Here is a 12,764-nt window from a genome sequence, read left to right on the forward strand (position 1 = left end):
TCAGCGGCCACCGAAACGGCGCTCCCGCTGGCCGAAGGCGGCCATGGCTTCCTTCAGATGCTCGGGCGTGAAATCGGGCCACAGCACATCGGTGAACCACATTTCCGCATAAGCGGCCTGCCACAGCAGGAAGTTCGACAGGCGCACCTCGCCGCTGGTGCGGATCAGCAGATCGAGCGGGGGCAGATCGCTGGTGTAGAGTTCGGCCTCGATGCTCTCGGGCGTGATCTCGCCCTTGGCGGCAGCGGCGGCGGCGGCGCGGGCGATTTCCTGCTGGCTGCCGTAATTCAGCGCCACGGCCAGCGTCATCACGCGGTTGTTGGCGGTCTTTTCGATCGCATTGTCGAGCAGCGCCACCACATCGGGCGCAAAGGCCTTGTAGTCCCCGATGATGCGGATGCGCACGCCATGGGCGGCGATCTCATCCAGATCATTGAGGATAAAGCGCTTCATCAGGCTCATCAGATCGGAGATTTCCTCCGCCGAGCGCCGCCAGTTTTCCGAGGAAAAGGCATAGAGGGTCAGCGCCTCCAGCCCCATGTCCTTCACGCCGCGGATCAGGCGGCGCACCGCCTCCCCGCCACGCTGATGGCCCATCGCGCGCGGCAGGAACCGCTGCTTGGCCCAGCGTCCATTGCCATCCATGATGATGGCGACATGGCGCACGCCGGGCCCGGCATCGCCGCTGCTGAGAGCCAAAGCGCTCACTTGCCCAGGATTTCCTTTTCCTTGGCAGCGGCAACGTCATCAGCGGCCTTGATCTGGTCGTCGGTCAGCTTCTGGATTTCGGTTTCGTAGCGCTTGCGCTCGTCCTCGCCGATCAGCTTCTTGTTCTCGTCGGCCTTGGCCGCTTCCATGCCGTCACGGCGCACGTTGCGGATGGCGATGCGGGCGTTCTCGGCATATTTGCCCGCCAGCTTGGCCAGCTCCTTGCGGCGCTCCTCGGTCAGGTCGGGGATCGGCAGGCGCAGCGTCTGGCCGTCGGTGATGGGGTTGAGGCCAAGCCCCGCCGAACGGATCGCCTTTTCCACCGAGCTGACGGTGCCCTTGTCCCACACCTGCACGGCCAGCATGCGCGGCTCGGGCGCGGAGACGCTGGCGACGCCGTTGAGCGGCATCTTGCTGCCGTAAACCTCGACCACGATGGGATCGAGCAGCGCGACATTGGCGCGACCGGTGCGCAGACCCGCCAGATCGCTCGACAGCGCCTCGACAGCGCCCTTCATGCGGCGTTCCAGATCGGCCTTGTCATATTTCGGGGTGGCCATGGGTGTTCTCCTTCAATGCCTTGCGGGCTTAAGCCTGAGCCGCTTTCGCAGCCTTCGGCTTTTTCACAGCCTTGGTCTTCTCAACTTTGGGTGCCTTCACGGCTTTTTTCTTCGGCGCAGTCGCAACCTTCACGGTCGGCGTGCCCACGATCGTCTGAGTCCCCTTGCCCTGCAGCACACGGGCCAGATTGCCCCGCTCGCGGATCGAGAAGACGACGATCGGAATCTTGTTGTCACGGCACAGCGCCACGGCGCTGGCGTCCATCACCTTCAGGTTCTGGGCCAGAACGGTGTCATAATCGATGGTGTCATAACGAACAGCTGACGGATCCGTCTTGGGATCGGCGCTGTAGATGCCATCGACGCTGGTGCCCTTGATGAGGGCATCGCACTTCATCTCGGCGGCGCGCAGCGCGGCGCCGGAATCGGTGGTGAAATAGGGCGCGCCCACGCCGGCGGCGAAGATCACCACGCGGCCCTTTTCCAGATGGCGCTCGGCGCGGCGGCGGATCACCGGCTCGCAGACCTTGTCCATCTCGATGGCGGACTGCACGCGGGTCGGCACGCCGAGCTGCTCAAGCGCGTTCTGCATGGCCAGAGCATTCATCACCGTGGCCAGCATGCCCATATAATCGGCCTGCGCCCGGTCCATGCCCTTGGCGGCGCCCGCCATGCCGCGGAAGATGTTGCCGCCGCCGATGACGAGGCAGATCTCCAGCCCGGTCTCTTTCGCGGCTTTCACCTCGCGCGCCAGTTCCGTCACGAAACCGGGATCGATGCCGAAGGCTTGCTCGCCCATCAGGACCTCGCCTGACAATTTGAGGAGAACACGCTTGTAGTTGGGATCGGTCATGATGAAAATATCCGCGCGAGAACTGGACTGGCGGGCTCTTAGCCGCCAGAGGTGCGGGCCGTAAAGGGAGCGTATCGGAAAAATGGGTGCAGTGCGCAAGTCCTGGCGGCGCGGATTGGCTCTGGCGCTGGGCCTGACCGGCCTTGTCGCGCTGGGAATCAAGGCCCATCACGACACGATGGAGCCGCCGCTGGTGAGGGAAACCCGGCTCGCCCTGCCCGGCCTGGACGCGCCTTTGCGCGTCCTGCTGATCTCGGACATCCATGTCTCCGGCCCGGATATGCCGCCCGAGCGATTGGCGCACATCGTGGAAGAGCTGAACCGGCTGCATCCTGATATCGTGTTGATCGCGGGGGATTTCCTCAGCGACAAGCTGATCTCCACACGGCACTATCCGCTCGATCAGGCGGTGGCGCCGCTTAAGGGCCTGCGCGCGCGGCTGGGCGCGGTGGCCGTGCTGGGCAATCACGATTATTACCGCAACGCCGCCGCCATCCAGCGCGCGCTCGAACAGCAGGGCATCCGCGTGCTGGTCGATCAGGCCGCGCGCATCGGCCCGCTGACCATTGGCGGCCTCGGCGATCTCGCGACCCGCCATGCCCATCGCGATGTGACGGTGGAAGCCATGCGCCGGTTGGGGCCGCCCTACATCCTTCTCGCGCATGAGCCGGATTCGTTTCAGAAACTGCCCGGCGATATTCCGCTGATGCTGGCCGGGCATACGCATTGCGGGCAGATCGCCCTGCCCCTGATCGGCACGCCCATCACCGGATCAGCCTATGGGCGTCGCTACGTCTGCGGGCTGGTGAAGGAGCATGGGGCCAGCCTGATCGTCACGGCGGGCCTCGGCACCAGCGATCTGCCCTTTCGCTTCGGCGTGCCGGGCGATGTCTGGCTGATCACCCTCACCCCGCAAAAACCCTGATACGAAAAAGGGCCCGCCATTGCTGGCGAGCCCTCTTCGTCTCGACGCAGGCCGAAACCCGCGAGAAGAAATCTTACTTCAGGCCAGCGGCCGCAGCCACTTCGGCGGCGAAGTCCGATTCTTCCTTCTCGATGCCTTCGCCCAGCTGGAAGCGGACATAGTCCACCAGAGCGATCTTGGTGCCAGCGGCCTTGCCGGCGGCATCCACGACCTGCTGAACGGTGTTCTTGTTGTCCATCACGAACAGCTGCGACAGGAGAGCGTTCTCCTTGGCGTACTTCGCCACGGCGCCATCGACCATCTTGGCCTGCACTTCGGCGGGCTTGCCCGATTCGGCGGCCTTTTCGGCGGCGATCTTGCGCTCGCGGCTGATCAGCTCGGCGTCCAGATCGTCAGCGTTCAGGGCCAGCGGGAAGGCAGCGGCGATGTGCATCGCGATCTGCTTGCCCAGGGGCTCCAGCACGTCGGCGGCAGCATCCGATTCCAGAGCGACCAGCACGCCGATCTTGCCCAGGTTGGGGGCGGCAGCGTTGTGCATGTAGGGCACGACCAGACCGGCATTGACCTTCACGGCCTTGATGCGGCGCAGCTGCTGGTTCTCGCCAATGGTGGCGACGTTGCTGGTCAACTTGTCGCCAACGGTCTCGCCATCGGGATAGGCTGCGGCCTTGAGGGCCTCCACATCGGTGATGGCGCCGTCCAGCGCGACCTGGGTGGCCTTGCGCACGAAGTCCTGGAACTGCTCGTTCTTGGCGACGAAGTCGGTTTCCGAGTTCACTTCGACGGCGATGCCGGCGGTGCCCGAAACGGCCACGCCCACCAGACCTTCAGCGGCGGTGCGGCTCGACTTCTTGGCGGCGGCGGCCAGACCCTTGGCGCGCAGCGCGTCGACAGCGGCTTCGAAATCGCCAGCGGCCTCGTCGAGGGCCTTCTTGCAATCCATCATGCCGGCGCCGGTGCGCTCGCGCAGGTTCTTCACGTCGGCGGCAGTGTAAGCCATGTCCGATATCCTTTGTGGTGATGTGACGGGCCGGCCCAAAGGCCGACACGCCTGAAATGGTAAGGCGCCGGGCCCGCGAGGCCCGCAAAGGGCGTCACATGGACCCGGCGCACTGCAATTTCATGACGCCCTGCCCGAAGGCTTGGGCATCAGCCGAAATCAGGCCTGGATGACTTCCTCAGCCACCGGCACGTCCAGAGCGCCCATGTCCACGCCCGAGTCGACCACGGCAGCGCGGTTGCCCTTGGTGGCGGCAGCGGCCACGGCGTCGCAGTACAGGCGGATGGCGCGGCTGGCGTCATCGTTGGCGGGCACGGGGAACGCGATGCCATCGGGCGAGACGTTCGAGTCGAGGATGGCGACGACCGGGATACCCAGCACGTTGGCTTCCTTGATCGCCAGCTCTTCCTTGTTGGCGTCGATCACGAACATCACGTCGGGGATGCCGCCCATGTCGCGGATGCCGCCCAGCGACAGTTCCAGCTTGTCGCGCTCGCGCGTCATCTGGAGGACTTCCTTCTTGGTCAGGCCGGTGGTGTCACCCGACAGCTTCTCTTCCAGCGCCTTGAAGCGCTTGATCGAGCCCGAGATGGTCTTCCAGTTGGTGAGCATGCCGCCCAGCCAGCGGTGGTTGACGTAGTGCTGACCGCAAGCGCGGGCGGCCTGAGCGATCTGCTCCTGAGCCTGGCGCTTGGTGCCCACGAACAGCACCTTGCCGCCCGCCTGAACGGTGGCCGAGATGAAGTCCAGAGCGCGCGAGAACAGCGGAACGGTCTGCGACAGGTCGAGGATGTGAACGCCGTTGCGAGCCCCGAAGATGTAGGGCTTCATGCGGGGGTTCCAGCGGTGGGTCTGGTGGCCGAAGTGGGCGCCAGCTTCCATGAGCTGATGAAGGGTAACGGTCGGAGCCGCCATAAATAAGATCCTTGTCCGGTTGGTCCTCTGGGAAGCTGGAACCGTGCGGAACAATCCGCTGCGGCACCGGTGTAAGTGCTTCCCATGTGGGATTGACGCCATGGCCTGCGCCATGCCGGTCGCGCGGGTTCTCACGTGGGAATCACGAAAGAAACGCTCGACGCGGCGCCTTTAACCCCGGCTTCGGAGAAAATCCAGCAGAGATTTGCCCTGAATTTTGCCGCAAGCACGGATCGCACTGACGCAGATTCCGCTTGACGGAACGGAACAAAACGTGAATATCGACGTCATCACATAGATCCACGATGGATCAGCATGATTACTCAAGCGTTATCCACAGGGTATAAGCAGGTGGAACGCTTTGGCAACAGAATTCGGGGCAACAGCTTTGGTCGGCGCGTGATGCAAGCCATCGGCGCCATGTGGAGGGTTCAGTGATGACGATGTCTGCACTTCTGATCGATGGCGCCATGATCGGCACGACCCTGCTTGCTGGCCGCTCGATCGCCGGAAGCTGGCAACAGTTCAAGCTGCTGTTTGCTCAGCTGCGTGACGAGATGGCCCAGGGCGAGACGGTGCGCACGATGAAGGCCATCACCCTCTCCACCTCCGCCGATCCGGCGCCCGCGATGATTTATCGTCCCGAATTCGGTGTCGTCAGCAATCAGACCGCATCGTTGGGCGCCAGCAGCATCAAGCCGCGGACGCTTCGCCGTCCTGCTGCAGCCGCGCTGCGCGCTGCCGCTTGACCCGCGCGTAAGAGATCAGCCCCACGGGCACCAAAGCCAGATAGACGATGCAGATGCCGGCCAGGGTCAGCCACGGCTCGCTCAGCAGGGCCGCAAAGACCAGGCCGAACAGGGCGAGCATTTCCAGCCTGATGCGGCGACGCGGACGCAAGGATTGCCAGCTGAGCGTGGCAAGGCTGGAAATCATCAGGAAAGCCGTGGCGGTCATCCAGCAGCCGACCAGCACCGGTTGACGGAACAGATCATTGCCGCTGGCCATCCACAGATACATCGGCAGGAAGGCCAGCCCCGCCCCCACCGGCGCGGGAACGCCGGTGATAAATCCCGCCGACTTATGCGGCAGATCGGGCGTGTCGATCTGGGCGTTGAAACGCGCCAGACGCAGCACGCAACAGATGGCGAAGGCCAGAGCCGCGAACCACCCCAGACGCGGCACGTCCTTGAGCGACCACAGAAAGACGATCAGCGCCGGAGCCACGCCGAAGGAAATCGAATCCGACAGGCTGTCCAGCTCCGCGCCGAAACGCGACTGGGCCTTGAGCATCCGGGCCACGCGGCCATCGATGCCATCGAGCATGCCGGCCAGAATCACCGCTAGCACCGACTTCTGCCAGTCGCCCTGAATGGCGAAGCGGATGCCAGTCAGCCCGAAGCACAGCGCGCCCGAGGTGATGGCGTTGGGGATCACCGCCCGCAAGGGCATGCCGCCGGGCAGACGCGCTCTGCGGTCAAAACGGCGGCGTGACGTCACTGGCTGACGCCCTCGATCAGCGGCGCGCTGCCGATCTGCGCGAGAATGGTTTCACCTGCCACGATCCGCTGGCCCAGCAGCACCAGCGATTCGGTGCCCTCGGGCAGATAGACGTCGACGCGGCTGCCGAAGCGGATCAGGCCGATGCGCTGGCCTGCGGCGATGATGTCGCCCGGCTTGACGAAAGGCACGATGCGGCGCGCCACCAGTCCTGCGATCTGCGTGAAGCCGATCAGCGTGCCATTGCCCTGATCGACGAGGATGTGCTGGCGCTCATTCTCTTCGCTGGCCTTGTCGAGGTCGGCGTTAAGGAACTTGCCCGGAATATAGACCACGCGGCGCACCGTACCGCCGATCGGCGAGCGGTTGATGTGAACATCGAACACGCTCATGAAGATCGAGATGCGCGTGACCGGCGCGGTGCCGAGGCTGGGCGAACCCGTGCCATCGTCCATCGCCAGCTCGCGCGGGGGCGGCACCTTCTGGATCAGCGTCACCAGACCATCGGCGGGCGCCACGATCAGCCGGTCGCCCTTGGGGGTGACGCGCAGCGGATCGCGGAAGAAGGCGCAGATGCAATAGGTCAGGATGCCGAGCGGCCAGGCCAGCCACTGCCCCACCAGGAACAGCGCGGCAAGCGCCGCCACCGCAGCAACAGCGGCAAATTTGCGCGCTTCGGGATGGACTGCCGGCCAGTGCCAGCTGGCCGCGCCGCGGCCCTGATTGTCGAGAAGTTCACCAGGCATGCGCGTCCTCTAGGGCTTGGCGGGCGCGGCGACAAGCAACTTGCCATCCTGCGCCGGGGATAGGGCGTGTATTACATATTTAACACACACGCCAGAGCCGGTTGCACGATGCTGATAGAAAGGGGGGAATGATCCGGAAAGCCAATCCGGTGCCAGACCCGAAGGGTCCGGCTGCCTGAAGCACATCGGAGAACCGTGAGAACCAAGCCCCGCCGGGGCTTGGAGAAACGGTGGTGGACAGAGCTAGATTCGAACTAGCGTACGCTCACGCGGGCAGATTTACAGTCTGCTGCCTTTAACCACTCGGCCATCTGTCCACACCGTATAATCACAGTCAAGTGACTGAGATTGCTGTGTTTGGGGTCTCCCCCTAAGGACCCGTTTGAGTGGGTCCGTTCAGCCGAGGACCGGCCCTATGAGGACATGAGCCTTGCCTGTCAACACCAGTCTTGGCATGGGCGGAAAAATTTTTGAAAAAAGGATCATCCGATGGCCAGACATGGCGACGAAAACCAGAGCGGCGAAAAGCGCGGGAAAGCCATGCGCGGCCGCGCGGGTCGCATGCAGGGCGGACGCGGCAGCGGTCGCAGCAACAAGGGGCCCGTGCGCCTGTGGGGCCGCCACGCGGTCGAGGCGGCGCTCAAGAACCCGAATCGCATGCACCGCAAGCTCTGGGCCACGCGCGAAGGCATCGCCAGCCTCGATGGCGAACTGCCCGAGGGCTTCAACGTCGATTACTGCCAGCCGGTCGATCTGGGCCGTCTGGTGGCCAAGGACGCGCCGCACCAGGGTCTGGTGCTGGAATGCGAGCCGCTGGAAGACATGTTCCTCGACGATGTGCTCGATGAAGACCCCTCGCGCCCCATCGTGGTGCTCGATCAGGTGACCGACCCGCACAATGTCGGCGCGATTCTGCGCTCGGCGGCGGCCTTCAATGCGGCGGCCATCGTCACGCAGGACCGGCACGCTCCGCCCGAATCGGGCGTGGTCGCCAAATCGGCCAGCGGCGCGCTGGAAATCGTGCCCTGGGTGCGCGTCGTCAATCTGGCCCGCGCGCTGGAGGAAATCGCCGAGGCCGGTTACTGGCGCATCGGTCTGGCCGGTGAGGCCGAAAGCACGCTGGCCGAAGCGCTGCCCGCCGGCCCCGTCGCGCTGGTGCTGGGCGCCGAGGGTGAAGGCATGCGCCACAACATCACCCAGCATTGCGATGCCCTCGCCCGCCTGCCGATCCATGAGGCGATGGAAAGCCTGAACGTCTCCAATGCGGCGGCCATCGCGCTTTATGCGGCGGCGACGCGGGAGATTGCTTTGGAGGATTGAAGGCAAAAGGTGAAGGCGAGGGTCATGACCCTCGCGCTCCCTTGAGTGTCGGCGTTGCGCACGGGGTTCAACCACAGAGCAGCCTCGCGGCCTGTGATTTGGTGGCCTGCGGCGCCTGACAAAACAAAACCCCGCGTCGGTCTGCTCCGACGCGGGGTTTTTCGAGTCTGTCAGACGTCAGATCAGGCGGGCCTCCGAGGCGAAGGAGGCCCTGCCCGGCGCGATCAGTTGACCGCGTCCTTCAGGCCCTTGCCAGCCTTGAACTTGGGCTGCGAGGAAGCCTTGATCGGCATGGGCTCGCCGGTGCGGGGGTTGCGACCGGTCGACGCCTTGCGCTTGGCCACCGAGAAAGTGCCGAAACCGACCAGACGCACTTCATCGCCAGCCTTCAGAGCGCCGGTGATCGAATCGAAAACACCCTCGACCGCCTTGGTGGCGTCGTTGCGCGACAGACCGCTGGCCTCGGCAACAGCGCCGATGAGATCGTTCTTGTTCATTATGGGAACCCCCTAGGAGTGTTTAAAAGTTGGAAATCTTGAATCGCCTCGAAGAGCCGCGGAATTGAGCGTCTTTCAAGGCGGCTGTCAAAGCCAAAACTGTCGCGAAAGCCCCCATTATCCCCTGTTTTGAGGCCATCCGGGGCCCTGTGTGCGACCAAAAGCGCCGCAGGCATGGAACAAACAAATGCCGCGACTCACGCAGCAGCGAGTCGCGGCATTGCAACATGGTTAATGGCGAAAGCAGGTGGAGAGTCGGAGCGCCACATGTCTGCGCGCCCCCACCCTATCGCCGGGAGACGAAACGGGAGCGCGAGGGGCCGGAGCATTCCTCTTGAGGAATGCGACCAGCACAAACGTCCCCCTCGCCCTTACCCTTCCTGCTTAATGCGCCGTGGCAGCAGGCCCGGCAGGCGCGATCGGCGCGGCGCCGGGCTGGCTGGCCAGATCGTCCGCCTCGGTCCATTCGATAGGCTCGGGGCGGCTGGTGAGCGCACGCGCCAGAACCTCGTCGACGTGGCTGACCGGCACGATCTCCATCCCCTCCTGAATGTTGGCGGGGATTTCGGCCAGATCCTTGCGGTTTTCCTCGGGGATCAGCACGGTCTTGATGCCGCCGCGCAGCGCGGCCAGCAGCTTTTCCTTGAGGCCACCGATGGCCAGCACGCGGCCACGCAGCGTCACCTCACCGGTCATCGCCACATCGGCGCGCACAGGAATGCCCGTCAGCGTGGAGACCATGGCCGTGACCATGCCGATGCCCGCCGAAGGACCATCCTTGGGCACGGCACCTTCGGGAAGGTGGATGTGCAGATCCTTGCGGTTGAACAGCGAGGGCTTGATGCCATAGGCGGGCGCCCGCGCCTTCACGAAGCTGAAGGCCATCTGCACGCTTTCGCTCATCACCTCGCCCAGCTTGCCGGTGGTCTTGACCGCGCCCTTGCCGGGCACCGTCACGCTTTCGATGGTGAGCAGTTCGCCGCCAACCTCGGTCCAGGCCAGACCCGTCACCGCGCCGACCTGGTTTTCCTCATCCGAAACACCATGGCGGAATTTGCGGATGCCGGCGTAATCGGCCAGATTGTCGGGCGTGATGGTGACCTTGGTCTCCTTGCCCTCCAGAATGGCGCGCAGGCTCTTGCGGGCCAGACGAGCGACTTCACGCTCCAGCGTACGCACGCCCGCCTCGCGGGTGTAGTAACGGATCAGATCGCGCAAAGCAGGCTCGGTCAGGACAAATTCGTCCTTCTTGAGGCCATGGGCTTCCACCTGCTTTGCCACCAGATGGCGCTCGGCGATCTCGACCTTCTCATCCTCGGTGTAACCCTCGAGGCGGATGATCTCCATACGGTCGAGCAGCGGCTGAGGCAGGTTCAGGCTGTTGGCCGTGCAGACGAACATGATGTCCGACAGATCGATGTCCAGCTCCAGATAATGGTCCTGGAACTTGGCGTTCTGTTCGGGATCGAGCACCTCGAGCAGCGCCGAGGCCGGATCGCCCCGGAAATCCTGACCCAGCTTGTCGATCTCGTCGAGCAGGAACAGCGGATTGGCCGTGCCCGCCTTCTTCAGGTTCGAGACGATCTTGCCCGGCATCGAGCCGATGTAGGTGCGGCGGTGGCCACGAATCTCGGCCTCATCACGCACGCCGCCCAGCGACTGGCGGATGAACTCACGCCCGCAAGCCTTGGCGATCGACTTGCCCAGCGAGGTCTTGCCCACGCCCGGCGGGCCGACGAGGCACAGGATCGGGCCCTTCAGCTTGTTGGTGCGCGCCTGCACGGCCAGATACTCGATGATCCGGTCCTTGACCTTGTCGAGCGCATAGTGATCGGCATCGAGAATGGCCTGGGCCGCCCCGATGTCCTTCTTCAGCTTGCTCTTCTTGCCCCAGGGCAGGCCCAGCAGCACATCGAGATAGTTGCGCACGACGGTCGCCTCGGCGCTCATCGGCTGCATGGTCTTGAGCTTCTTGACCTCGGCCTCGGCCTTGGCGCGCGCTTCCTTGGACAGTTTGAGCTTGGCGATCTTCTCGACCAACTCGGCGATCTCGTTCGCCTCGCCATCGTCGCCGCCGCCCAGCTCGCTCTGGATCGCCTTCAACTGCTCGTTGAGGTAATATTCGCGCTGGGTCTTTTCCATCTGGCGCTTCACGCGGCCACGGATGCGGCGCTCCACCTGGAGCACGCCCAGCTCGCCTTCCATAAAGCCGAAGACCATCTCCAGCCGCTTGAGCGGATCTTCCTGAGACAGCAGCGCCTGCTTGTCGGCCACCTTGGCGCTGATATGCGCGGCGACCGAATCGGCCAGCTTGCCAGCATCCTCGATGTCGCCCAGCTGGTCGCCCGCGTCCTGCGAGAGCTTCTTGTTCAGCTTGGTGTATTCGCCGAACTGATCGACCACGCTGCGCATCATGGCGGAGACTTCGGCGCCCTCGGCCTCGACAGGCTCGATCGGCTCGACCTGCGCCATCAGCAGATCGGCTTCTTCCTTCAGCTCAGCCAGCTTGGCGCGGCTCTGGCCCTCGACCAGCACGCGGACGGTGCCATCGGGAAGCTTCAGCAGCTGCAGCACGCTGGCCACCACGCCCACATCGTAGAGATCGTCGGCATGGGGATCGTCGCAAGCCGGGTCGAGCTGGGCCAGCAGGAAGATGTCCTTGTCACCGGCCATCGCGGCTTCCAGCGCCGCCACGGATTTTTCGCGCCCCACGAACAGGGGAACCACCATGCCGGGGAACACCACAATGTCTCGCAGGGGCAGAAGGGGAAGAAGCGTTTCGGTCATATCCATCCAATCGCGCGTCAGCATCACGCTGCACGGGCCTTATGCCTGATAACGGCAACCCGGCTTTCGATTGAAGATATGGGGAGAGGTTGCGGTCAACGCAATGGGCGCAAGGTGCAGGAATGTGGATGGCGCGTTTCAGGTGCTTGACAGCCCTGCCCGCGCCATCCGGGATTCATCAATCAGAACGGCAGCTTGAAGCCCGGGGGCAGGCCCATGCCCTGCTGCGCCTTGGCCAGTTCGGCGCTGGCCACGGCATCGGCCTTGGCGCGCGCATCGTTGAAGGCCGCCGCGATCAGATCCTCCAGAATGCCCTTTTCGGAAGGCGCCAGCAGGCTGTCATCCACCGCAACGCCGATCACGCGGCCCTTGGCACTGGCGCGGATCTTGACCAGACCGCCGCCCGCGGTACCCTCGACCTCAAGCTGGTCGAGCTTGCCCTGGGTTTCGTTCATCTGCTTCTGGATCGTTTCGGCAGCGGCTTGCGCGGCCTGGATCATCTCTTCCATCGACTTCATTTCAGCGACTCCAATTGCCCTGCCGGCGCGCGGGCGCGGCAGAAGGATCATCCTCGACCTGTTCGGCCTTGGGGAAAGCGGCCATGGCGGCCTGCATCAGGGGGGAAGAACGCTGCTCGGCCAGTTTGGCGGCGCGCTCGGCGGTCTGCACCTCGATCAGCGTGGGCTGGCCGCCTTCCGCGCGGCGCTCGACCTCCCAGTTGAGGCCGGTGGCGCGGTTGAGGCCATGGCGCAGATCGGCGGAAATATCGTCGGGGAAGCCCGGCGCCTGTTCATAGACCAGGCGGCCGGGTTTCAGCTCGATCACCCGCACCTGAATGCGCATCATGCTGCCAAGCGGGATCGAGCCATGCTCTACCTGCTCGACCAAAGCTTCCCAGCCCAGATCGGCGGGCGCCTGCGCGACCGGGGCAGCGGCAGGCGCCTCTCCCCCCG

13 protein-coding genes, 1 tRNA gene and 1 pseudogene are annotated in these 12,764 nt (G+C 64.3%); 3 read left to right on the forward strand and 12 right to left on the reverse strand.

Annotation, left to right across the window (positions count from 1 at the left end; all coding sequences use genetic code 11):
• From uppS to pyrH, 3 genes are read right to left on the reverse strand one after another with little or no spacing between them, the layout of a single operon-like run.
• Entirely contained in the window at window positions 1-645 is a 645-nt protein-coding gene (gene uppS / locus SR3_RS03280) for a polyprenyl diphosphate synthase (RefSeq protein WP_068080713.1), read from the reverse strand.
• A 59-nt stretch (window positions 646-704) separates the two neighbouring features.
• On the reverse strand, window positions 705-1,268 hold the full coding sequence (gene frr / locus SR3_RS03285) for a ribosome recycling factor (protein WP_068080643.1): 564 nt from the start codon (window positions 1,266-1,268) through the stop codon (window positions 705-707).
• Between the two features lie 28 nt (window positions 1,269-1,296).
• Complete coding sequence (gene pyrH, locus SR3_RS03290; protein WP_084454876.1) at window positions 1,297-2,121, reverse strand: UMP kinase; 825 nt, start codon at window positions 2,119-2,121, stop codon at window positions 1,297-1,299.
• A 91-nt stretch (window positions 2,122-2,212) separates the two neighbouring features.
• On the opposite strand from pyrH, the gene SR3_RS03295 reads away from it, so the two are divergent.
• A complete protein-coding gene (locus SR3_RS03295; RefSeq protein ID WP_169805553.1) occupies window positions 2,213-3,046 on the forward strand; it encodes a metallophosphoesterase in 834 nt (277 codons plus the stop codon).
• Between the two features lie 73 nt (window positions 3,047-3,119).
• Here the strand turns inward: SR3_RS03295 and tsf are convergent, their stop codons facing one another.
• Entirely contained in the window at window positions 3,120-4,046 is a 927-nt protein-coding gene (gene tsf / locus SR3_RS03300; RefSeq protein ID WP_068080649.1) for a translation elongation factor Ts, read from the reverse strand.
• A gap of 159 nt (window positions 4,047-4,205) precedes the next feature.
• On the reverse strand, window positions 4,206-4,961 hold the full coding sequence (gene rpsB, locus SR3_RS03305; protein ID WP_068080653.1) for a 30S ribosomal protein S2: 756 nt from the start codon (window positions 4,959-4,961) through the stop codon (window positions 4,206-4,208).
• A gap of 437 nt (window positions 4,962-5,398) precedes the next feature.
• Between rpsB and SR3_RS03310 the strand changes: the two genes are divergently transcribed.
• Window positions 5,399-5,710: a hypothetical protein gene (locus SR3_RS03310; protein WP_068080656.1), complete on the forward strand. Its 312-nt coding sequence runs from the start codon at window positions 5,399-5,401 to the stop codon at window positions 5,708-5,710.
• Here SR3_RS03310 and SR3_RS03315 read toward each other — a convergent pair.
• The 3 genes from SR3_RS03315 to SR3_RS03325 all read right to left on the reverse strand — a co-directional run bounded on the left by SR3_RS03315 (window position 5,655) and on the right by SR3_RS03325 (window position 7,524).
• Window positions 5,655-6,413, reverse strand: a complete 759-nt coding sequence (locus tag SR3_RS03315; protein WP_068080658.1) for a CDP-alcohol phosphatidyltransferase family protein — start codon at window positions 6,411-6,413, stop codon at window positions 5,655-5,657. The two genes, SR3_RS03310 and SR3_RS03315, sit on opposite strands and share 56 nt — an antisense overlap.
• Before the next feature lie 44 nt (window positions 6,414-6,457).
• Window positions 6,458-7,207, reverse strand: coding sequence for a phosphatidylserine decarboxylase (locus SR3_RS03320; protein ID WP_068080660.1), 750 nt, complete (start codon window positions 7,205-7,207; stop codon window positions 6,458-6,460).
• A gap of 231 nt (window positions 7,208-7,438) precedes the next feature.
• Window positions 7,439-7,524: transfer RNA gene (locus SR3_RS03325), tRNA-Tyr, on the reverse strand.
• Window positions 7,525-7,696: 172 nt separating this feature from the next.
• Here SR3_RS03325 and rlmB point away from each other — a divergent pair.
• A complete protein-coding gene (rlmB, locus tag SR3_RS03330; RefSeq protein ID WP_068080668.1) occupies window positions 7,697-8,527 on the forward strand; it encodes a 23S rRNA (guanosine(2251)-2'-O)-methyltransferase RlmB in 831 nt (276 codons plus the stop codon).
• 224 nt (window positions 8,528-8,751) lie between these two features.
• Here the strand turns inward: rlmB and SR3_RS03335 are convergent, their stop codons facing one another.
• The 4 genes and pseudogenes from SR3_RS03335 to SR3_RS03350 form a co-directional block, all read right to left on the reverse strand.
• Entirely contained in the window at window positions 8,752-9,024 is a 273-nt protein-coding gene (locus SR3_RS03335; RefSeq protein ID WP_068080671.1) for an HU family DNA-binding protein, read from the reverse strand.
• A gap of 384 nt (window positions 9,025-9,408) precedes the next feature.
• Window positions 9,409-11,811, reverse strand: a complete 2,403-nt coding sequence (gene lon, locus SR3_RS03340; RefSeq protein ID WP_068080716.1) for an endopeptidase La — start codon at window positions 11,809-11,811, stop codon at window positions 9,409-9,411.
• A 182-nt stretch (window positions 11,812-11,993) separates the two neighbouring features.
• Complete coding sequence (locus SR3_RS03345; protein WP_068080674.1) at window positions 11,994-12,329, reverse strand: YbaB/EbfC family nucleoid-associated protein; 336 nt, start codon at window positions 12,327-12,329, stop codon at window positions 11,994-11,996.
• 1 nt (window position 12,330) lies between these two features.
• Window positions 12,331-12,764 (reverse strand): annotated as a pseudogene (locus tag SR3_RS03350) (DNA polymerase III subunit gamma/tau); the annotation flags it as partial.

This window comes from Novosphingobium rosa NBRC 15208, assembly GCF_001598555.1.
GTDB lineage: Bacteria > Pseudomonadota > Alphaproteobacteria > Sphingomonadales > Sphingomonadaceae > Novosphingobium > Novosphingobium rosa.

Excerpts from the sequence above, each read along its gene's own strand:
- rlmB (WP_068080668.1), top strand. The coding sequence starts at position 7,697 with ATGGCCAGACATGGCGACGAAAACCAGAGCGGCGAAAAGCGCGGGAAA.
- uppS (WP_068080713.1), bottom strand. The coding sequence starts at position 645 with ATGGATGGCAATGGACGCTGGGCCAAGCAGCGGTTCCTGCCGCGCGCG.
- tsf (WP_068080649.1), bottom strand. The coding sequence starts at position 4,046 with ATGGCTTACACTGCCGCCGACGTGAAGAACCTGCGCGAGCGCACCGGC.
- SR3_RS03315 (WP_068080658.1), bottom strand. The coding sequence starts at position 6,413 with ATGCCCTTGCGGGCGGTGATCCCCAACGCCATCACCTCGGGCGCGCTG.
- frr (WP_068080643.1), bottom strand. The coding sequence starts at position 1,268 with ATGGCCACCCCGAAATATGACAAGGCCGATCTGGAACGCCGCATGAAG.
- SR3_RS03335 (WP_068080671.1), bottom strand. The coding sequence starts at position 9,024 with ATGAACAAGAACGATCTCATCGGCGCTGTTGCCGAGGCCAGCGGTCTG.
- pyrH (WP_084454876.1), bottom strand. The coding sequence starts at position 2,121 with ATGACCGATCCCAACTACAAGCGTGTTCTCCTCAAATTGTCAGGCGAG.
- rpsB (WP_068080653.1), bottom strand. The coding sequence starts at position 4,961 with ATGGCGGCTCCGACCGTTACCCTTCATCAGCTCATGGAAGCTGGCGCC.
- lon (WP_068080716.1), bottom strand. The coding sequence starts at position 11,811 with ATGACCGAAACGCTTCTTCCCCTTCTGCCCCTGCGAGACATTGTGGTG.
- SR3_RS03320 (WP_068080660.1), bottom strand. The coding sequence starts at position 7,207 with ATGCCTGGTGAACTTCTCGACAATCAGGGCCGCGGCGCGGCCAGCTGG.
- SR3_RS03310 (WP_068080656.1), top strand. The coding sequence starts at position 5,399 with ATGACGATGTCTGCACTTCTGATCGATGGCGCCATGATCGGCACGACC.
- SR3_RS03345 (WP_068080674.1), bottom strand. The coding sequence starts at position 12,329 with ATGAAGTCGATGGAAGAGATGATCCAGGCCGCGCAAGCCGCTGCCGAA.